Source organism: Acinetobacter sp. V110_1 (assembly GCF_031798975.1).
Taxonomy (GTDB): domain Bacteria; phylum Pseudomonadota; class Gammaproteobacteria; order Pseudomonadales; family Moraxellaceae; genus Acinetobacter; species Acinetobacter nosocomialis_A.
In genome coordinates, this window is sequence record NZ_JAVQNN010000020.1 from 91,148 (window position 1) to 113,150 (window position 22,003).

Below are 22,003 nucleotides of genomic sequence, written 5' to 3' on the forward strand. Positions count from 1 at the left end.
GTTTGGCGGTGCTCCTCACGGAAATTTTATCAATACTCTATTGCCGACTAAATGGGGGGCTTTAGCCGAATTTACAAGGGGAAAACTTTCAAAAAACAGATATATTAAAAAACTGCCTTATTTTTTAAATATTTAGACAAGCCTTTTAACCATGCATTTAATAAAAATAACCAAGCAATAGCGCTAAAAACAACACCAGCAACTGTTGATGCCGTTACCCAAAGGTTGCTGTTCCATGCAAAAAAGAAGAGAGGAATAAACCAAACAACAGCAAAAACTGACATGAAGAGGAATAGAATACCATTGCGCATAATCCAGAGCGCATGAGCATGAATCCAAACTTCCGCATCATCCACAACAGCTACTTTACGAGCGACCAGATAAGCAAAGGCCGCAAAAATAACCGTAAACAATGCAAGAAACATGAACGCATAAGAAATTACAATATAACGGCGATGCTGTTCGATATGGTCTTGCCCCATCTGTATTTCACCTCAATTCACTGCACTATGCCTATTTTTTATGCAGCGAAATAATCCTGTATTTTTTGTGTAAAGACAGGTGCTACTATATTGGACTTTTCAATATTTCGCACCTTTATTCACAAAAAATTTATGTATTTTATGCTGTTTTTTTCACCTTAAACCACGCAGCATACAATGCAGGTAGGAAAAACAATGTCAGCATGGTCGCTACAATCAGCCCGCCCATAATTGCAACGGCCATTGGACCGAAGAAAATACTTCGCGAAAGTGGAATCATCGCTAGCACTGCTGCCAAGGCCGTCAGAATAATTGGACGGAAACGGCGTACCGTTGCATCAATAATCGCTTCCCACGTTGGATGCCCTGCTTGCCGATCTTGTTCGATCTGATCAATCAGAATGAGCGAGTTACGCATAATCATGCCAGATAAGGCAATAGTTCCTAGCATGGCCACAAAGCCAAATGGCTTATTGAATAAAAGTAAGAACAGAACCACCCCAATTAAGCCTAATGGTGCGGTCAAGAACACAATCGTTGCTCTCGACAGACTCTTCAGCTGAATCATGAGTAATGTCATGACCACTGCCAAGAACAGTGGCATACCGGCATTGACCGAACTTTGCCCACGTGCCGATTCTTCTACAGTTCCCCCTACTTCAACGAGGTAACCACTTGGTAACTCAGCGCGTAACTTGTCCATTGATTCCGCTAACTCGCCCACAACAGTCGCTGGCTGCAATTTGGTACGAATATCTGCACGCACAGTAATCGTTGGTAAACGGTTACGATGCCAGATCAGGCCATCTTCAAATTTATATTCAATTTTAGCAATCTGGGCTAAAGGCACTGTGGTTCCATTGGCTGTTGGCACCGCTAAACTTGCAAGAGAAGCGACTTCAACACGCTCAGCTTGATCACCACGTAAGCGGATCTCAATCAGTTCACGCTTTTCACGATACTGTTCAATTGCACTGCCTGTAATTGAAGCATTCAGGAAATTCGCCAAATCCACACTAGACACACCCATTTGTCGAGCACGGTCTTGATCAATTTGAATTGCAATGATCTTGCTCGGCTCACCCCAGTCCAAATGCACATTGGTGGTATTCGGGTTTTCACTAATGACCTTAGCAACCTGCTGCGCCTCTTTACGTACCAGATTGAGATCTTCACCGGACACGCGATATTGCAACGGATAACCCACAGGTGGACCATTTTCCAGTAATGACACACGAGTACGAACTTGTGGAAGCAATTGCTTAATTTGGGTTTCTAGCGAGCGACGAATTTCATCACGGTCATCAAGTGAAGTGGCTAAAACCACAAACTGTGCAAAGCTGGCTTGTGGTAATTGCTGATCTAACGGTAAATAAAAACGCGGTGAACCTGTACCCACATAGGCCACATAGTTATCAATACCTTTTTGTTTAGACAGGAACTGTTCAACCTTTTTCACCGCTTGTTCTGTAGCAGTTAACGAAGCGCCTTCTTCAAGTTTTAAATCGACTAAAATCTCGGTACGGTTTGAAGGCGGGAAAAACTGCTGAGGAACCATTTTAAACATCAGCACAGAGAGTACGAATATCCCAACCGTTGTCGCAATTACAGTTTTACGATAGGTCACGCAAAACTCGACCATTTTCCTAAAACGTAAATAGAAACTAGATTGATAAGGATCGTAATGGTGGTCTTGTGAAATCTCGATAGTTTGTGGTTGCGGTTTTTTCGTTAATCTTGCCCATAAACGAACATACCAAGGTGCTTGATGCCCAGTCTTGGTAAAATCAGGCAGTAGTTTTTCACCCAAATAAGGCACAAATAAAACTGCGGCAACCCAAGACACCAATAATGCAATGGTCACTACCTGAAAAATCGAACGTGTGTATTCACCTGTACTAGACTGTGCAGTAGCAATAGGTAAAAAGCCCGCTGCTGTAATGAGTGTCCCTGTCAACATTGGAAAGGCCGTTGTTTTCCACGCAAATCCGGCGGCCTTAATTCGGCTATAGCCCTGCTCCATCTTAATTGCCATCATCTCGACTGCAATAATCGCGTCATCGACGAGTAAGCCTAAAGCTAAAATCAGAGCACCTAGAGAAATCTTATGTAGTCCGACATCGAATATATTCATGCCGGCAAAAGTCATTGCTAAAACCAAAGGAATGGAAAAAGCAACCACTAAACCTGTACGGAAACCTAAAGAGAAAAAGCTCACTAACAAAACAATAATGACTGCTTCAGCAAGTACTTTCACAAACTCATGAATACTGCGTTGCACAGCTACTGGTTGGTCAGACACCTTCTGTAATTTCATACCTAAAGGTAGAGTCTTTTGCAGCTGGGCAAATTCCGTTTCCAGATTTTTACCCAAGGCAATAATGTCACCACCCTTACGCATTGAGACAGCAAGGCCAATACCATTTTCACCCATGAAACGCATACGTGGCTGAGCTGGTTGACTAAAACCGCGGTAAACGTCAGCGACATCACCAAGTTGAATGGTTTTGTTGCCTACCAATAAAGGCGTTTTCTTAATTTCATCAACGCTCTGTAAATGTCCACTTACACGAATTTGAATACGATCCGTACCGGTTTCAAAGAAACCAGCGCTTGCCATACTATTTTGCTTTTGTAAGGCTTCTTGAATTGCAGAAAGAGGAATACCGAGCTGAACGGCTTTAGTGTTTGAAATCTCAATCCAGATTTTTTGGTCTTGTAAGCCAACCAATTCGACTTTGCTAACGTCCTTGACACGTTGCAGCTGTAATTGCAAACGATCGGCATATTCTTTCAAAAGGGCGTAGTCAAAGTCCTTGCCTGTCAGTACATAAATATTACCGAAAGTATCACCGAACTCATCATTGAAAAAAGGGCCTTGTACACCGCTTGGGAGTTCAGTGCGAATGTCATTGACCTTTTTACGAACGTTGTACCAAACATCAGGAATCTGTGTCGACTTCAATGAATCCTTGGCAAAGAAAGTAACCATAGACTCACCCGGGCGGGAGTAGGCCATAATCTTTTCATACTGCCCTGTCGTCATCAGCTCCTTTTCAATGCGGTCAGTCACCAACGTTGAAACTTCTTTGGCAGTCGCTCCAGGCCAGTAGGTTTTTACGACCATCACTTTAAAGGTAAAAGGCGGATCTTCACTTTGTGATAGTTTTGAATAAGAGATTGCACCGATAATGCCAAGCAACAGCATGAAATAAAGGACAATACCTTTATTATTCAGTGCCCATTCCGAGAGATTGAATTTCATGGCTTCGTTGCCCCCTGAATTTTCACCGCACGGTTTTCACGGTCAATCGGATGAATCTTCTGCTTATCGCGTAGCAAATGAACCCCACCAATCACAACCCAATCATTTGGTGTTAAACCAGTTAACACGGGCACACTATCTCTGCCATATGCGCCAACTGTTACAGGTACTTTACGTAAAGTTTGGTTGGCATTGACTACCCATACATAAGCTTGATTATCTGTAGCTGAAACACTCGAAAGTGGAACACTCATGACATTAGTTTGAGTCGAGCTAAAAAATACACGTGCACTTTGTCCAAGCTGAATAGCAGATTGGCCTTCTTTGAGTGCAACTTTCACAGTAAAGGTACGAGACTGATCAGCCGCAGGAGAAACTTCGCGTACATATCCGGCAAATTTTTCATTCGGTTTAGACCACAAAGTAATCCAAGCCGCTTGACCAACTTTAATCTCGGCAACTGCTTGTTCAGGTACACCAATGACCACTTCACGCTCACCATCAATCGCCAATTGATAAGCTGCTTGACCTGCTGAAACGACTTGTCCAATTTCAATATTACGCGCTGTAATCACCCCGTTTTTATTAGAAATGAGTTGGTTATAACCAGTTTGGTTTGCAGAAACTTCATAGTTAGAGCGGGCTTGTTGTAACGCTGCTTGAGCCGCGTCGTCCTGATTTTTGACCGTATCAAATTGTGAACGGCTTACTGCATTGACAGGTAATAATTGTTGAAAACGTTTAAGTTCATCTGATGCTGTTTTCGCTGCTGCCTGTGCATTTTGTAATTGAGCTTTGGCAGCATTTAATTGTAGCTGAGCATCTGCTACATCGAGCTTTGCTAATACTTGTCCAACTTTAACTCGGTCGCCGACATCGACATAGCGAGCCGTAACTTGTCCACCCACCCGAAATGCCAAGGCAGTTTGTTGTCGAGCCTGTACATCTCCTGCATAGCTTTTTAATTCGTTTAGTGTAGTCGAAGGCTGCGTCACCATCACATAGGGTATTTCTTCTGTTTTGGGAGCCTCTTTACTACACCCCATTAATGTGACCGTGCAAACAATCACCATACTCATGATGAGAGGTTTTAACAGATTCATATCTTATCGCTCTTATTCAAACTGATTTTTTAAGGCACAATATGCTTGCATCATAGTTTGTTTGTTTTTTAATTAATATACCCATGGGTACATTAATTAAAGAAAAACTTATAAATATCTATTTTTTTAAACTTTTATTAGAGGGTTTTGTGCAAACAGTTAATCAAAGTGGTCGTCCTAAAGATCTGGAAAAGCGTGCTCGTATCTTACAAGCCGCTAAAGCTATTTTTTTAAAATCTGGTTATCACGGTACCAGCATGAACCAGATTGCACAGGAAGCCGGAGTTACTAAACTCACGGTTTATAACCACTTTCAAGACAAAGCAAACCTGTTTATCTGCGCGATTACAGAAACTTGCGAAGAGACTCTAGGCACTAAACCATTTGAATTAGATGCATCGGCAGATTTTTATCAAACACTGTATATGGTATGTTCGCGTGCCTTGCAGATTATTTATTCACCTGAAGCATTAAAGCTTGAACATGTGTTATTTGAACTCGCAGCAGAACAGAGCCCTTTAGCTGAACAATTTTTCACGGCATCCCATACCCGACTTCAAAATCTGTTAGCCGCGTTCTTCCAAAAAGCAGCTGAGCTAGGTTTTATTCAGGCCGATGATCCCGTTTATCAAACAGAGCTTCTTTTAACGTTGTTGCTTGGTGTACGTCACCATAAAGTTCTACTTAGGATTATTGCTGTACCGAATGCGCAAGAGTTAGACCAGATTATTCAAGATGCAATTCATTTATTCCTGCTTAAATATCGGAATTAAACCAAAGTCCGATTGCCAAAAGTTGCACTGAGTGCATGTCATCTTTTAAGTCGCTATAAGCGAATTAAATGTTATTTTTTAAGCAAAAATTCACATTTTCTTACGCTCAAAGCTTGGAATGTTTGTTAATCGCGCTATATTCGATAAGAATAAGAACAGGAGAAAAATAGCATGGTTCAGCAAATCGATGCGCCACTGCGTGAGGATGTCCGCTTACTTGGCAATTTGTTAGGTGAAACCCTAAAACAACATGCAGGACAGGAACTGTTTAATCAGATCGAGCAAATCCGTGCGCTTGCCAAAGGTGCACGTGATGGTCAAGCTGAAGCCGAAAAGCAATTAGAACAATTATTTTTAGAACTGCCCGATGAAGAGCTATTACCTCTCACCCGCGCTTTTTCTCACTTCCTCAATTTTGCCAATATTGCCGAGCAATACCATGTCGTGCGTAGCCGCAGACAGGCAGAGTTCGATTCGGAGGCTAATTCTCCAAATCCACTTGTTCACTTATTTCAAAAATTTAAAGATAAAAGTATTTCGACAGAAAAACTATTTCAGCAAATTTGTGATTTAAATATTGAACTGGTACTTACGGCGCATCCAACCGAGGTAAGCCGTCGTACCCTCATTCAAAAATATGACGATATCAACGCTTGTCTTTCACAGCTTGATCAGCAAAAGCTTACTCCACGTGAACGCCAAAACGCACTTGCGAACTTAAAACAGCAAATTAGTTCGGCTTGGCAAACAGATGAAATTCGTCAGCACCGCCCGACTCCTGTCGATGAGGCAAAATGGGGCTTTGCAACCATTGAGCAAACGCTTTGGAATGCCGTACCTAAATTCATTCGTGAATTGAATGAGTTGGTTCAAGACAATTGCCAACAAAACTTACCACTCAATATTGCGCCAGTGCGCTTTGCATCTTGGATGGGTGGAGACCGTGATGGTAACCCGAACGTTACTCATCAAATCACTCAAGAAGTGCTGTGGTTATCACGCTGGCAAGCTGCTGACCTTTACCTGAGAGATATTGAAAACTTACGTTGGGAACTTTCAATTCAGACGTGTTCCGAAGAAATGATTCAAGCGATTGGTAGCCAACATGCAGAACCTTATCGTGAGTATTTACGTGCTACACGTGAACGCTTAAAAGCAACTCGTCACTGGTTAGCGCAGCGTCTACAAGGTTTAGAAGCAGATGACAGCAATGTAATTAAAAGCAAAGATGAGCTATTACAACCATTATTACTGTGCTATCGCTCTTTAATTGACAGTAACCTGCCAGAAATTGCGAATGGTCAACTTCTCGACTTTATCTACCGTGTGAACTGTTTTGGTATTGAATTACTTAAACTTGATATTCGCCAAGAATCAGGTCGCCATCGCCAAGCCATTTCAGCCATTACTGAGTATTTAGGTTTAGGTAATTTTGAGTCATGGACTGAGCAAGCACGCCAAAACTTCCTCATTCAGGAACTACAAAGCAAACGTCCACTTCTACCGAAATATATTAATGAACCGGAAGGTAGTTTGATTGGCCACCCAGATGTTCAAGAAGTATTTGCAACTATGCGTACTTTGGCTGACCAACCGCCTGAGTCGTTAGGCGCTTATATTATTTCGATGGCTGAATATCCAAGCGATGTTTTAGCTGTATTGTTACTGCAAAAAGAAGCTGGTATTCAGCATCCTTTACGTGTCGTGCCTCTGTTTGAAACTCTAAAAGATTTAGATGGCGCTGCAACTACCATGAATACGCTGTTCAATATGCATTGGTATAAACAGCACATTCAGGGTAAACACGAAGTCATGATCGGTTACTCCGACTCTGCAAAAGATGCTGGCTTTATGTCTGCCAACTGGGCGCAATATCGTGCTCAAGAAGAACTGACTGCTATTGCTCGTACACACGGCGTACAGTTGACTCTATTTCACGGTCGTGGCGGCTCAATTAGCCGTGGTGGTGCCCCAACCCAACAGGCACTGTTCTCACAACCACCAGGTTCAATCTCTGGCGCAATTCGTGTAACAGAACAAGGTGAAATGATCCGCTTCAAATTCGGTCTAGAAGGTATTGCAATGCAAAACCTTGAAATCTATACCGCAGCAACACTTGAAGCGACATTGTTGCCACCACCAGAGCCTAAAACAGAATGGCGTGAACTCATGAACCGTATGACAGATCATTCTGTGAAAGTTTATCGTCAAACAGTTCGTGAAAACCCACATTTTGTGAAGTACTTACGTACTGTCACGCCTGAGCTTGAGTTACAAATGTTGCCTCTAGGCTCGCGTCCAGCAAAACGTAAAGTGAGTGGCGGCATCGAGTCTTTACGTGCCATCCCATGGGTATTTGCTTGGACACAAATTCGTTTGATGTTGCCTGCATGGTTAGGTACTGGCGCAGCAATTAATGAAGTGATTGCCGACCAGCAAAAAGCAACGCTTGATGAAATGCTTCAGCAATGGCCTTATTTCCAAACGCTCATTGATATGCTGGAAATGGTATTGTCTAAAGCCGATGCCAACATTGCACTCTACTACGAATCTCATTTAACTGAAGATGAAGATTTAAAAGTACTCGGTAACCAGTTGCGTCAGCGACTAAAAGATGCTGTTGAAACGCTACTTAAATTGAAAGATGAATCAAAGCTTCTGAGCAATAACGAAGTTCTTGATCAATCAATGCAAGTGCGTAAACCGTACTTACTTCCTTTGCATCTTTTACAAGCTGAACTCATGAAACGCCGCCGTGATTATCTTGCTGAGCGTCAGGCAGAACATACCCCTGTTGATCATGCACTTATGGTGAGTATTGCGGGTATTGCTGCTGGTTTACGTAATACGGGTTAAGCTGTTTTTACCAATCGTTTGACAAGGCAGTACATCACCGATGTGCTGCTTTTTACTTGCAAAGTTCCCCATTTTTTATAAATTTTCCCCGATTTTATATTTTTTTAAATATTTTTTAAAAATCATAAAATTAAGTTTTATTATAAAAAAATAACTAATTCCTTATATTTAGAATTCTTAAAATTATACCAATCGTTAAAAAATAATTACTTTTCACTCACATACTGCTCACCAGAGATTAAATGCTTTCCAAAGAAAGAGTATCATTGCACCAATTAAAGAATAATGAGCTCATTTTATGTCCAACTGGTTTCCAAAATGGCAGCCTTACCAAGGTGATGTTGACCATCGACCGGTCTCTACCAATGAATATCTCCCCCCAGTTCAAAGTGCCATTTTAGGCATCCAACACGCATTTGCCATGTTTGGAGCCACTGTTTTAGCACCATTACTTATGGGCTTTAACCCTAACCTCGCTATTTTAATGTCCGGTATCTGTACCATCCTGTTCTTCTTAATTACGGGTGGTCGCGTTCCAAGTTACTTAGGATCGAGTTTTGCATTTATTGGTGTGGTTGCAGCAGCGACTGGGCACATTACAGGTTCGGGTGCCAATCCAAATCTGTCTATGGCTTTAGGTGGAATCGTAGCGTGCGGTATCTTTTACGCACTCATCGGTTTTATTGTCATGCTTACGGGTACGCGCTGGATTGAAAAACTCATGCCGCCTGTAGTAACTGGCGCAATTGTGATGATTATTGGTTTAAACCTTGCACCTGTTACCATTAAAGGCGTTGCTGGCCAACCATTTGAAATGTGGATGGCATTAATCACTGTGCTTTGTATGGGCAGTATTGCAGTCTTTACGCGTGGTTTATTACAACGTCTACTTCTGTTGGTTGGTTTAATCTTGGCTTATGCAATTTATGCCATCACGACCAATGGTTTAGGTCTAGGTAAACCAATCGATTTTAGTCAGATCTCACAGGCTGCATGGTTCGGTATCCCAAGCTTTTCACATCCTACTTTTGATACCAAAGCTATGCTAATTATTGCGCCAGTTGCATTAATTTTAGTGGCAGAGAACTTAGGCCATATTAAAGCAGTAGGTGCAATGACTGGCGAAAACCTAACGCCACAATTAGGCAAAGCATTTGTTGCAGATGGTTTAGCAACAACGCTTTCTGGTAGTGTTGGCGCGCCGGGGATGACCACTTATGGTGAAAATATTGGTGTGATGGCAGTCACTCGTGTGTACTCAACCATTGTTTTTGTGATTGCGGGTGTCTTCGCCATTTTCTTAGGTCTATCTCCAAAATTTGGCGCGGTGATTAGTACCATTCCAAGCGCTGTTTTAACAGGTGCATCTATTGTCGTATTTGGTTTAATTACCATTGCTGGTGCAAAAATCTGGATCGAGAACAAAGTTGATTTTTCTAACAATAAAAATCTGATTGTTGCTTCAGTCACGATTATTTTAGGTGCCGGTAACTTTGAATTATTGTTCGGTAATTTCAATTTAGGCGGTATTGGTACCGCAACATTTGCGGCCATTATTCTAAATTGGTTATTTAGTTTTAAAGATAAAACTTAAATTCAAAAAGGCAGCGTAAGCTGCCTTTTTTCATTCCAATTTAGTATGATAAATTTTTGCGCTTCAATACGTTCCTATCATGCGTTTTGATTTTTTTGATTTACAGCTCGTTCTTCATATTGTCTCTACAGGTAGCCTAACTAAAGGTGCAGACCGCTCTGCTATTTCTCTTCAAGCAGCGAGTGAACGTATTAAGAAACTCGAACAGTATTTTGAAACACCTTTATTTATTCGCCAAACCACAGGTGTAGAACTCACCACAGCGGGACATGCTTTTGTAGAACATGCTCGTCAGCTTTTAGCACAAAAAGATCAACTCGAACAAGAAATGCAGCGCTTTAAGTCTTCTACAACACAAGCCTTAACGCTTTGGTGTAACTCTTCAGCTCAAAGCGAATATTTGCCTCGTTTATTACCGCAATATTTAGTGCTTCATCCTGAAATGAATATCGATTTGCACGAAGCAGAAAGTTCGGAAATTGTAGATGCATTAACCCAAGGAATTGCAAACCTTGGCTTGGTCTCAAGCTTTTTTGATACCCGACATTTGCAAACGAAAGAATTTGCGAGTGATCCTCTAGTGTTGATTTGTCCTGCTACACATGAGTTAGCTCAATATCAACAGTTGAATTTGGTAGAGGCTTTAAGTTATGGTTTTATTGGCCTTAAAGCCCACCACTCTTTGCAACAGTCCATTGAAACTCAAGCTAAATTATTAGGCTTTAACATACAATACCGTTTGCGCTTACCTAACTTTAGTGCAATTGCTGAAGTAGTCGCCAAAGGTGTGGGAATTGCGATTATGCCAGCTCGTGCGGCACAGCGTTTGCAATCAGATTATGATTTTCATTCGATCCAACTTCTAGGTGCATGGGCAAATCGTAAACTCCTTTTAGCCACACAAAACTTCAACCAGCTGCCTAGCAGTTACCAACAGTTTGCAGATTTTTTATTGCAGCATCGTCCTGAAAAAACGGCTTAATGCAAAATCATATAAAGCCCTAACGACACCAACCCTATAAAAAAGATACGTCGAAATAACTGCTCATTGAGTCGATAACGGATTTTTTTACCGATCCACATTCCAATGAGTGCAGCCAACAACGCAGCAAAAGATAAACGATAGTCCAGTGTTACTCCAGACATCGGGTTATGGTGTAAAAAAACAGCAAGGCAAATGGTAGAGACTGTAAATGTTAATCCCAAAGCTTGTACCAGCTCATCACGTTTTAAATGCAAAGACTGCAAATATGGCACGATAGGAATAATAATGACGCCTGTGGCTACGGTGATTGCCCCACCAATATATCCAATAATCGGCGATAACCAACGCTCATGTTTCCCTAAGTGTGGAAGCTTTTTGACGCACAGTCCATAAAGACCATATAAGGCCAACATACAGCCCAACAAAATCTCACTACTGTGCCCATGACTTTGACTTAAAGTGGGTAGAAAGCTCCATATTGAACCAACTACAATGCCTACGAGTAAGGTCCAGAAACGGCGAATAAAAGCCCAAACATGCCCCTCAGCAAAAAGCTGCCAAACATTGGTGACCATTGAAGGAACAATTAAAAGAGATGCAGCCTGAAAAGGGCTCATTGCGATGGTGAGTAAGCCCATTGATACTGCGGGCAAACCTAGGCCAATCATGCCTTTGATCATGCCAGCAAAGGCAAACACCATCATAATAATTGCTAAAAAAGTCACTGTTTATCTCCGATTCCCTACATGGTTATGCTACGGAAAAAACAGGTTTTGCCCTATTCTTGTTTTTAGGAGTGGGCCTCAATTAGAAGTTGAGGCCGTTTTGTATTTTTCTTCTAAAACATTACTAAAAATACTTTCGATCATCCAAACTCGGTACAAGCTATTAAATACATAACTTTGCCCATCAATACGCAATTCTAAAACTGGCAAATCAGGCTGATGCTTGTCTTTGCAAAGTGCATCATTTTGCTCTAAAACAGATGGGACATCTTGTTCAGTTAACTGCTCAATACCGAGTTGCTGCTGTAACTCTTGGAAGTGTCTTTGGAAAGATAAGTCTTTTCCTTTCGTCCAAACTGCCTGCAAAATCGTAAAAATTGTATCGAGTTGCTGATTTTCCGGTACGCTATAAAAAAGCTTTGCCATCTCAAGCGTACTTTCTTCTGTAGGGCGACAAAAAGGAGTAAAAGCCACCTCAGTACGTTTAGAAACACGTGTTGCCAAGCTCCAGTCAAACCAGTCTCGACCTTGGTAACTGAGCGGATAGACTTTTAACTGAATATCATAATAGTCTGCGAGTTCTTCTTTAATATACGCAAGAAGTAACCAGCTCATTGGATCTTCTAAAGCAATAAATACATCAAGCTCAGGGTGAAGAGCCTGAATTTCATTGAGTGCTTCAGCATCATTAATCAAATGTTCACGCCATTCGATATGATTAATTAAAAAAATCGGAATACCTGTCAGTAACTTTTGTTGTTTTAAACGACGGGTTAGACGTAATAAATCATCCACTGCGTGATATTTACGTCCACCAAATTCAAAGTACGCTGCCTGTACAGGCTCATCTGTAAAAATACGTTCTGGGAAGTGCTGTGGCATCTGATGCTTCACCGCCATGGCATGTAAAGTACGTAACTTTCCATATTGCTGTTGCCAAAGCATGTGAAAGATATCTTCAAGTAAATGGAAGAAGTTCTGACCTTGTAATGGGGTTCTTTTTAGTATGACAGCGGCTTGTTTTAAAGCTTCTTGGCTTGGGATTTCTGGGAACTCATCAAAAGCAAACCGATGCTGATTTGCTAAAATCTTGGCATCATTTAAACAATAATGCTGCCATTCCTCATGCGTCATGCTATTCGGAGGTTCAGAAGCTGTATGAGAAATAATAATTTTTAAAGGTTTAAGCTCATCACTTAAAATTTCATCTAGCTGAGACAATTGCTGAACAGCCAGATAGCTATACACATCATCAAGTCGTAAATAAATACTTAAACCATTTTCCGTGGGTAACACCGCTTGACGAGAAGGCTTTTGGTAAAACCAGCTCGATCGGATAGGGTCAAACCAACGGCGTAGCAGTGACATGAGTAGTGCCTCTAAAAAATAAATCCTAAGCGAGATCAAAAGGTATTTTGATCATAATGCAAGGTTAAACAGTAGTCGAGATAGAAAAATGACTACCTAAGTTCGCGCAGAAAATATGTCATGTTATTTCGCGAGTTTCTGCGTAGGTGAAGATTTTATCACCATTTTATGGCAAACCCATAGAATGATCTGAAAACACCTTTTCCTACAAGCGGATTTTTTTTACCAGACATAAAAAATGCACCCATAACATGATAGCAATTCATCGTGTTAATGGGTGCATGTTTCCTACTCAATTATTAAAATTGAATATTTTATAGAACGCGTACAGCTCCTTTTGCCGCACTTGTTGTATGCATTGCATAAACTTTTAACGCTTTTGATACTTTACGTTTACGTTCTTCTTTTGGATGCCAGCCTTTCGCTTCTTGAACTGTACGACGGTGCGCCATAGTCGCATCATCAACATTCAAGTGAATCGTACGGTTTGGAATATCAATTTCAATGGTGTCGCCATCTTCAACCAAACCAATTGCACCGCCTTCCGCAGCTTCTGGCGAAACGTGTCCAATTGAAAGACCTGATGAACCACCTGAGAAACGACCATCTGTCACCAATGCACAGTCTTTTCCTAAACCTTTCGATTTAAGATAGCTGGTTGGGTAAAGCATTTCTTGCATACCCGGACCACCACGTGGACCTTCGTAACGAATCACCACAACGTCACCAGCTTTAATGTCATGACCTAAAATTGCATCTACAGCTGCATCTTGGCTTTCAAATACGCGTGCTGTACCCGTAAATTTCAAGATTGATTCATCTACACCCGCAGTTTTTACGATACAACCATCAAGCGCGATGTTGCCATATAGAACTGCTAAACCACCATCTTTAGAGAATGCATGCTCTGCATTACGAATCACGCCTTTTTCACGATCGCCATCTAAAGTTGAGTAGTAACGGTTTTGTGAGAATGCCACTTGAGTTGGTACGCCACCCGGAGATGAACGATAGAACTCATAAACATCTGCATCTTCAGTACGAATAATGTCCCACTTATCTAATGCATCTTTTAAAGTTTTCTCGTGCACTGTCGGTACAGATACATCAAGTAAATTCGCACGATCAAGCTCACCTAAAATAGCCATGATACCGCCGGCACGGTGAACATCTTCCATATGAACATCTTGTTTTGCAGGTGCTACTTTTGAAAGTACAGGAACTCGTCGTGATAATTCGTCGATGTCGTCCATAGTAAAATCAACTTCAGCTTCACTTGCTGCAGCCAATAAATGTAGAACTGTATTAGTTGAACCACCCATTGCAATATCAAGGGTCATGGCATTTTTAAATGCAGCCTTAGTTGCAATTGAACGAGGCAAAATACTTGCATCTTCTTGTTCGTAATAGCGCTTAGCCAATTCAACAATAAGCTGGCCTGCTTTTAAGAATAATTTTTTACGGTTTGCATGCGTCGCAACAATCGAACCATTACCCGGTAAAGATAAACCTAAAGCTTCGGTTAAACAGTTCATTGAGTTTGCGGTAAACATACCTGAACATGAACCACATGTTGGACATGCTGAACGTTCAAATTCTGCAACTTCTTCGTCTGTATAACTTTCATCAGCCGCAACAACCATGGCATCTACAAGGTCAATCGCTTTTTCATTACCGCGGAATTTGACCTTACCTGCTTCCATTGGGCCGCCAGACACAAAAACTACTGGAATATTTAGGCGCATCGCAGCCATCAACATTCCCGGTGTAATCTTGTCACAGTTAGAAATACATACCATTGCATCGGCGCAATGTGCATTCACCATGTATTCAACCGAGTCTGCAATCAAATCACGTGATGGCAAAGAATAAAGCATGCCGTCATGCCCCATTGCGATCCCATCGTCCACTGCAATTGTATTGAACTCTTTAGCAACACCACCTGCTGCCTGAATTTCTGCTGCGACAAGCTGCCCTAGATCTTTTAGATGTACATGGCCTGGAACAAATTGGGTAAATGAGTTGACCACTGCAATAATTGGTTTGCCGAAATCTTCATCTTTCATTCCTGTTGCACGCCATAAGCCACGTGCGCCAGCCATATTTCTTCCGTGTGTCGATGTTTTTGAACGATAGTCAGGCATTTGTGTTTCCAACAAGTTGTGCTTGAGTGAAATGACTTCCACTCTGGCTGAATGATACTGATATAGCGTTAGATCAGTCGGAATATTGACTCATCATCATAATTTGATCATTCTCCATTCTATAGAAGCAAATAATATTGGGAAAGCCAAGAACGATAATACTCAGTCAATATTTAGCAAAACTTACATGAATAATTTTTTATTTTTTTATAACCTTTTTTTATCAATAAAATTTTTTCAATAATTTTTTGTTCACTATTTAAAAACTAAAACGCTCAATCGCCATGAGTTTAGGGCTTCAAACGTTTTTCACGTATACTACCCATAAACTCTTTTTGGATTGCATTTGTGAAAATTATTTTTGCTGGCACCCCCGAATTTGCTGCAACAGCATTGGCGGCTTTATTAAAAACTTCCCATGAAATTATCGCGGTTTATACTCAACCAGACCGGAAAGCAGGTCGTGGACAAAAACTAACGCCATCCCCTGTAAAACAGCTTGCACTTGAACATGATATTCCTGTTTATCAACCACTCCACTTCAAAGCTTCCACCGAAGAAGGTTTAGCAGCTCAACAAGAACTGGCAGCTTTAGGTGCCGATGTGATGGTGGTTGCAGCGTATGGCTTAATTCTTCCACAAGCTGTGCTCGATACACCTAAATATGGTTGTTTAAATATTCACGGTTCATTATTACCACGCTGGCGTGGTGCAGCGCCAATTCAACGTGCGATTGCAACAGGTGACGACGAAACTGGTATCACGATCATGCAAATGGCTGCCGGTTTAGATACAGGCGATATGATGTATAAAACCTATTGCCCAATTACTGCCGAAGATACTTCTGCGACTTTACATGATAAACTTGCAGATCAAGGTGCAACCGCAATTTGTGCGGTACTTGAGTCAGAAGAAACACTACAAAAATATTTGGCAGAACGCGAAGTTCAAGACGAAAGCTTAACGGTCTATGCTCATAAACTCGTAAAGTCAGAAGCTCGTATTGATTGGTCAATTGATGCTGTTCAAATTGACCGAAATATCCGTGCATTTAACCCTTGGCCAGTCGCTTTTGTTCAACTTGATGAAAACAATGCACTGCGTGTTTGGAACTCAACAGTTTCTAGTCAAAGCAAAGCAGATGCCCAAGCTGGTGAAATTATTGCAATTGATAAACAAGGCGTGCATGTTGCTTGCGGTGAAAATACATTTGTTTGTTTGACGAGTGTGCAATGGCCGGGTGGTAAAGCATTAAATGCTCAGCAAATTGCACAAACTCAAAAACTTCACGTAGGACAGATTCTGCCATGAGTCAGGTTAATTCAAATTCATCACGTTTTAACCTACGTGCTCAAGTCGTTCAGACGTTATTAAAAGTCCAGCAAGGGCAATCACTTGCTAGTATTTTAAATACGCAGCTGAATCAAGTTGCAGAACGTGATCGCGCACTATTTCATGAACTTGTTCTAGGTACGCTACGCCAATGGTTTGCACTTAAATCAATTAGCTTACCTCTGCTCAGCAAACCTTTAAACAATGAGACAGTAGAAACCTGCCTATACGTTGGTCTTTATCAAGTTTTATGTACGCGTATTGCAGCGCACGCTGCCATCTCAGAAACAGTAGATGCGACTAAACAACTTGGGTTCCCTGCACTCAGTGGCATTGTAAATGCTATTTTGCGCCGAGCTACTCGTGAAACTGATGATTTTCAGCAAGGTTTACAGCAAGCGCATGGCTTACCAAGTTGGCTTTTTAAACGCTTAAAAAAGGATTGGGGAGAACAAACCGAAGCGCTCTGCCAATCGCTAAAACAAGTTGCACCTTTAACCTTACGAGTGAACCAGCGACACATTGGTCGAGATGCTTATTTAGCAAAACTACAAAGTCTCGATATTCAGGCACGTGCGTGTACTCTGTCTGAAGCAGGTATTGTTCTTGAGCAATCTGTACAAATCACTCAGTTACCTGGTTTTGAACAGGGCTGGTTTTCTGTACAAGATGAACATGCGCAGTTATGTGCAACCCTATTGCCTGATTTAAACAATAAAACTGTGATTGATGCATGTGCTGCCCCTGGGGGTAAAACGGCTCACTTGCTCGAAAAGTTTAAACCAGCACAGTTAATCGCCATTGATCAGGATGCGAGTCGTTTAGTCCGTGTGACTGAAAACTTAAACCGACTAGCACTAGATCAAAGCCATACTGAAATTCTGGCTGCCGATGCAACCGAGTGGACTCCGGCTGAACCAGTAGATTGTATCGTGCTTGATGCACCTTGTTCTGCTACAGGTGTAATTCGTCGTCATCCAGACATACGCCTATTGCGTCAATCTACCGATATAGCGCAAACCATTGAGCTACAAAAACAGATATTGGAACATATGTGGCAACAACTCAAAGTTGGGGGCACATTGCTCTACATCACCTGTTCAATTTTAAAAGCTGAAAATGAACAACAGATGATCGACTTCTTTGCAGAACATACCGATGCAAAAGAAGTAAAAATCGAAGCAGTTTGGGGAATCGAACAAACCCATGGCAGACAATTATTGCCACAAGCACAATCTGGTGATGGATTTTATTATTGTAAAATCCAAAAAATTGCATAAAAAAAGCAGGCTTAAGAGCCTGCTTTTTTCTAGACCAGTATCAAAGTGTGTGCTGGTCTTTTACTTCTTCTAAAACTTCATCTAACTCTTCAGGATGCTTTGCTAAATGTAAGATGGATAAAGCCAGTCCACCCCATACAAACACCATCGAAATTATTAACATCACGATTGCCGAAGTATTCATTCCTTATCCTCCTAGCGATCTTTCATTTTGCTTAACACGATAGCTACGACTGCACAGAAAATCACACTGCCCCAACCGAATACACCTTGTAAGCTCATACTATAAGTATCATAGCCATTTTTGATCAAATTAAAAACAGTCATAGAGAGTGTTGTTAACAAGATTAAAGAAGTGATGACTGTTAAAGTGAAATCCCAGCCTTTACCCAATTGAATGGTTGAAATGCGGTTTACATGGTCACGAAGCTCTTTAAGTGCTGAACGTTTAAACCAAGCTACACTAATAATCGATAATAATGCGCCACCAATAATCCCAATGTTATTAATAAAGTGATCGACAATATCAACAAGCTTAATTGCATTTACACTTGAGAATAAAATAATTGATACAAGCGCACTACCGCCACCAATAATGGTTACAGCTTTCTTGCGTCCCCACTTCAACTTATCTTGCATTGCAGCAATCGGCACTTCCAAAATACTGACCATTGAAGAAATACCAGCTACAAATAATGAAGAGAAGAACAAAAGACCGAATAGATCAGCACCCGACCCTAAACTTGAAATAATTTTAGGAAATGCAATAAATGCGAGTCCAATACCGCCACTCACGACATCCTTAACTTCAGTACCTGCTGCATGTGCCATAAAGCCAAGCGCTGCAAAGATACCAATACCCGCTAAAATCTCTGTCGATGCATTTGCAAAACCGACAATAAGGCCTGAGCCAGTTAAATTGGTTTTTGGTTTTAAGTATGATGCGTAGGTCACCATGATCCCGAAACCAACGGAGAGTGAAAAGAAAGTATGACCATAAGCTGCTAACCAAACTTTATAGTCCATCATGGCAGACCAATTTGGCGTAAAGAAAGCATTTAAGCCTTGTACCGCGCCTGGTAAACGCAATGACTGAATCACTAAAATAGTAAATAGAACAAACAATAAAGGCATGAAAATCTTGTTAGATAATTCAACACCCTTTTTCACTCCACCATATAAAATGATTAAAGTCAGCGCCCAAATTCCAACAATCGGCCAGAATAAATGACTTACAAACTGTAAATCAAAACCAGTCGCTTTTGAGGTTTGTAAGTAGGTATTGAAGAAGAAGCCTTCCGGGTCACTTCCCCACATCTGACCAATAGAGAAATAAATATAACTACCAGCCCAAGTCAGTACACTTGCGTAGTACAAACCGATGATGATACAGACACAAACCTGCCACCATCCTAATGTTTCTCCTCCTTTAAACAAAGCTCGATACGCTTTAGGAGGTGACCCATTACTACGATGGCCTACCGCATAATCTAAAAATAGTAAGGGTAAACCTGCTGTAATGAGTGCAAGTAAATAAGGAATAAGAAACGCACCACCACCATTTTCATATGCAACGTATGGAAAGCGCCAAATATTACCTAAGCCTACAGCCGAGCCAACGGCTGCAATAATAAAACCAGATCGTGACGTCCAGTTTTCACGAGAATCTGTCATAGAACACCTAATGTTAAGAGATTACTTATTTTTACTGCTATTGTTGATTGTTATTCCGCATGCAAAAAAAGAACCAAAAAATACTTTTGTGTTTGTAGAAAATAAAATGAACCTTTTGAGTATTTTTCTTCCCTAAACAAACAAGCAAAAATAGAAAATTCTTCCTTAAAGATTTTTGTCCATTTTTTGCCCCTATATAGCTGAACAATACCTGTTTTTATTTCTTTTTACTGTAATTTCCATCTGAAATTTTACGTTTTTTTAGAAATTTTGATCTAGTCTGATCATTTTTTAACTGATATTAGTATTTTAAAGCATATTATTGTGCTGCTATATACAATGATATTTTCTACCATTTAAATTCTTTTAGATTTCACAAAGTGGATATATCAACTAATTTTTCTCATAATAATGAGTAAAACATCATTTTCTTTTTTCACAAAATTTATACTAAGTTCTATAAAATAATTTTCACAACAAACTACATATTTTTATATAAAAATCAAAAACATATAATATTTTAAAAAATTAAAACTCTATAAGCTTTTTATACACTATTTTTCATCAATGCATAACTACCCAGATATCTATATCATGCGCTCAAAGATTTCTTTTTCTTAGGATATGATGATGAAGATATTAAAAATGTCTTTTTTGGCACTCGGGATGGGTCTTAGCGGATTCGCACAAGCTGATTTTATAGGAGTTAAAGGAGACGTTGGTTATTGGTTTTACGATGGTAAAGCAAACATGTCTTCACAACTACCAGATGATCAAGATTTAGATCGAAAAGGCAGTGCACAGCTTTCACTCGCTTTTGAGCATCCAATTCCATTTATTCCAAATGCAAAAATTCGCTATGTAAATCTAGATACGCAAACTAAGTCAGAAACCTTAGGCCAAGCTAACTATAAAATTAATTTAGATCATAGCGATTTTATTCTTTACTACGAATTATTAGATAATATTGTGAGTGTAGATGCAGGGCTTGGTGCAACTGTATTAAATGGTGATATCACTGCCTATACTGGTAAACGTGTGGATATTGATAAAACATATCCTATCGCTTATTTGTCAGGCGAAGTAAAACTTCCATTCACAGGTTTAAGTGCTAAAGGCGAAGCAACCTATACAAACTTTAATGATGCAAAAATCACAGATGCATTAGCAGAGGTAAAGTATAAATTCGTCGATAATTTAGCAGTTGATTTAGGCTTGAAAGCTGGCTATCGCGTACTCAATATTGACTTAGATGACTATGATAACAATGACCTTAAATTTGAGTTTAAAGGTCCATATGTAGGCTTGGAAGCACACTTCTAAATCAAACGTTCAGATATAAAAAAAGAACTCTATATGAGTTCTTTTTTATTTAAATCATATCTACATAACCTAAATATTCTCGAATTCTTTGACACCATGCTCGAATATTTGGATATAACTTTAAATCGAAGCCGCCTTCCTCAGCGACATGCGTATATGCATATAAAGCGATATCCGCAATGGTCAATTCATTTCCAACGAGATAATCATACTCTATTAAAGCTTTATCCATAATAGATAGCGCTTTATGGCCTTTTGGCTGTAAATTATGATATTCCTGTATTCTTTCTGTTGGTAACCCTGAATATTTATTAATAAAGCGAGCAACTGCAATAAATGGTTCATGACTATACTGCTCAAAGAACATCCACTGATACATTTTTGCTTTAATAAAAGGATCTGTAGGAATAAATTTTGTTCCTTCAGCTACATAACCTAAAATAGCATTGGATTCACTCAAAACACGACCATCATCCAGCACTAATACAGGTATTTTTCCATTGGGATTTAATGACAAAAAATCATCTGTTTGAGTTTCTTTGTTTAAAATATCAACATGTATCCATGTATGATTAATTTTTAATAAGGAAAGTAATAATTTAATCTTATAACAATTACCCGAACTTACATCACCATAAATTATCATCGATCCACTTCCCTTATTATGCATACTTAAAAGATTAATTTTCTTGTTACTTATAACAGAACTCTTTCTTAGAATTAATATATATCGGCTTTTATTGTCTACATTCAGAGTTTTATATTTATTCCGTGCAAAGCAACACCCCAATCTCTTTTGAGATTGGGGTGTTAGAATAATGAGCTGGCGATGACTTACTCTCACATGGGTAACCCCACACTACCATCAGCGCTAAGAGGTTTCACTTCTGAGTTCGGGAAGGGATCAGGTGGTTCACTCTTGCTATGGTCGCCAGCACAACTGTTTATGGATACTTGCTTTGGTCTTATTGTTTGCCGAAGCGTTTTCCAAATCTTTACAGATTGGGCTGATTGAATCTGATTTGTTCATTTTATCTAGTGGAGTAACTAAATCAAGTTTCTTTGTCGATTTATGAATCGATTGATGCTTTATATACAA

Annotated in this window: 16 protein-coding genes and 1 rRNA gene; 7 read left to right on the plus strand and 10 right to left on the minus strand. The window is 40.2% G+C overall.

Annotated elements, in window-relative coordinates; all coding sequences use genetic code 11:
- Positions 1-104 precede the first annotated feature (104 nt).
- The 3 genes from RMA95_RS08335 to RMA95_RS08345 all read right to left on the minus strand — a co-directional run bounded on the left by RMA95_RS08335 (position 105) and on the right by RMA95_RS08345 (position 4,850).
- Positions 105-482 carry a hypothetical protein gene (locus tag RMA95_RS08335; protein ID WP_002053984.1) on the minus strand — a complete coding sequence of 126 codons (378 nt, stop codon included), beginning with the start codon at positions 480-482 and terminating at the stop codon, positions 105-107.
- A 139-nt stretch (positions 483-621) separates the two neighbouring features.
- On the minus strand, positions 622-3,747 hold the full coding sequence (locus RMA95_RS08340) for an efflux RND transporter permease subunit (RefSeq protein WP_311070125.1): 3,126 nt from the start codon (positions 3,745-3,747) through the stop codon (positions 622-624).
- Positions 3,744-4,850 (minus strand): efflux RND transporter periplasmic adaptor subunit, encoded by a 1,107-nt coding sequence (locus RMA95_RS08345; protein ID WP_134262719.1) that lies wholly within the window; start codon positions 4,848-4,850, stop codon positions 3,744-3,746. The genes RMA95_RS08340 and RMA95_RS08345 overlap by 4 nt, the downstream gene beginning before the upstream one ends.
- Before the next feature lie 149 nt (positions 4,851-4,999).
- Between RMA95_RS08345 and RMA95_RS08350 the strand changes: the two genes are divergently transcribed.
- The 4 genes from RMA95_RS08350 (at position 5,000) to RMA95_RS08365 (ending at position 11,055) form a co-directional block, all read left to right on the plus strand.
- Positions 5,000-5,623: a TetR/AcrR family transcriptional regulator gene (locus tag RMA95_RS08350; RefSeq protein WP_039254035.1), complete on the plus strand. Its 624-nt coding sequence runs from the start codon at positions 5,000-5,002 to the stop codon at positions 5,621-5,623.
- Between the two features lie 171 nt (positions 5,624-5,794).
- Positions 5,795-8,479 (plus strand): phosphoenolpyruvate carboxylase, encoded by a 2,685-nt coding sequence (gene ppc / locus RMA95_RS08355; protein WP_311070127.1) that lies wholly within the window; start codon positions 5,795-5,797, stop codon positions 8,477-8,479.
- A gap of 298 nt (positions 8,480-8,777) precedes the next feature.
- Positions 8,778-10,073 (plus strand): solute carrier family 23 protein, encoded by a 1,296-nt coding sequence (locus tag RMA95_RS08360; protein ID WP_311070129.1) that lies wholly within the window; start codon positions 8,778-8,780, stop codon positions 10,071-10,073.
- A 79-nt stretch (positions 10,074-10,152) separates the two neighbouring features.
- On the plus strand, positions 10,153-11,055 hold the full coding sequence (locus RMA95_RS08365) for a LysR family transcriptional regulator (RefSeq protein WP_311070130.1): 903 nt from the start codon (positions 10,153-10,155) through the stop codon (positions 11,053-11,055).
- Here the strand turns inward: RMA95_RS08365 and RMA95_RS08370 are convergent.
- From RMA95_RS08370 to ilvD, 3 genes are all read right to left on the minus strand, one after another.
- A complete protein-coding gene (locus RMA95_RS08370) occupies positions 11,052-11,783 on the minus strand; it encodes a sulfite exporter TauE/SafE family protein (RefSeq protein ID WP_311070131.1) in 732 nt (243 codons plus the stop codon). The genes RMA95_RS08365 and RMA95_RS08370 overlap by 4 nt on opposite strands.
- 78 nt (positions 11,784-11,861) lie before the next feature.
- Positions 11,862-13,151: a hypothetical protein gene (locus RMA95_RS08375; protein ID WP_086496571.1), complete on the minus strand. Its 1,290-nt coding sequence runs from the start codon at positions 13,149-13,151 to the stop codon at positions 11,862-11,864.
- Between the two features lie 314 nt (positions 13,152-13,465).
- The gene (gene ilvD, locus RMA95_RS08380; RefSeq protein ID WP_022576132.1) at positions 13,466-15,295 is read right to left on the minus strand and encodes a dihydroxy-acid dehydratase; all 1,830 of its coding nucleotides are present in this window, start codon (positions 15,293-15,295) and stop codon (positions 13,466-13,468) included.
- Positions 15,296-15,643: 348 nt separating this feature from the next.
- On the opposite strand from ilvD, the gene fmt reads away from it, so the two are divergent.
- Together fmt and rsmB are read left to right on the plus strand one after the other, a co-directional pair.
- On the plus strand, positions 15,644-16,606 hold the full coding sequence (gene fmt, locus RMA95_RS08385) for a methionyl-tRNA formyltransferase (RefSeq protein ID WP_311070132.1): 963 nt from the start codon (positions 15,644-15,646) through the stop codon (positions 16,604-16,606).
- A complete protein-coding gene (rsmB, locus tag RMA95_RS08390) occupies positions 16,603-17,907 on the plus strand; it encodes a 16S rRNA (cytosine(967)-C(5))-methyltransferase RsmB (protein ID WP_311070134.1) in 1,305 nt (434 codons plus the stop codon). Before fmt ends, rsmB begins: the two co-directional genes overlap by 4 nt.
- A 40-nt stretch (positions 17,908-17,947) precedes the next feature.
- Here the strand turns inward: rsmB and RMA95_RS08395 are convergent, their stop codons facing one another.
- A complete protein-coding gene (locus RMA95_RS08395) occupies positions 17,948-18,091 on the minus strand; it encodes a methionine/alanine import family NSS transporter small subunit (RefSeq protein ID WP_311070135.1) in 144 nt (47 codons plus the stop codon).
- Between the two features lie 11 nt (positions 18,092-18,102).
- Positions 18,103-19,581 carry a sodium-dependent transporter gene (locus RMA95_RS08400; protein WP_311070136.1) on the minus strand — a complete coding sequence of 493 codons (1,479 nt, stop codon included), beginning with the start codon at positions 19,579-19,581 and terminating at the stop codon, positions 18,103-18,105.
- A 630-nt stretch (positions 19,582-20,211) separates the two neighbouring features.
- On the opposite strand from RMA95_RS08400, the gene RMA95_RS08405 reads away from it, so the two are divergent.
- A complete protein-coding gene (locus RMA95_RS08405; protein WP_311070137.1) occupies positions 20,212-20,904 on the plus strand; it encodes a TIGR04219 family outer membrane beta-barrel protein in 693 nt (230 codons plus the stop codon).
- Positions 20,905-20,953: 49 nt separating this feature from the next.
- On the opposite strand, the gene RMA95_RS08410 is transcribed toward RMA95_RS08405, so the two are convergent.
- Both RMA95_RS08410 and rrf read right to left on the minus strand, forming a co-directional pair.
- Complete coding sequence (locus RMA95_RS08410; protein WP_311070138.1) at positions 20,954-21,550, minus strand: glutathione S-transferase family protein; 597 nt, start codon at positions 21,548-21,550, stop codon at positions 20,954-20,956.
- A gap of 175 nt (positions 21,551-21,725) precedes the next feature.
- Positions 21,726-21,840 (minus strand): 5S ribosomal RNA (gene rrf, locus RMA95_RS08415).
- Positions 21,841-22,003 lie beyond the last annotated feature (163 nt).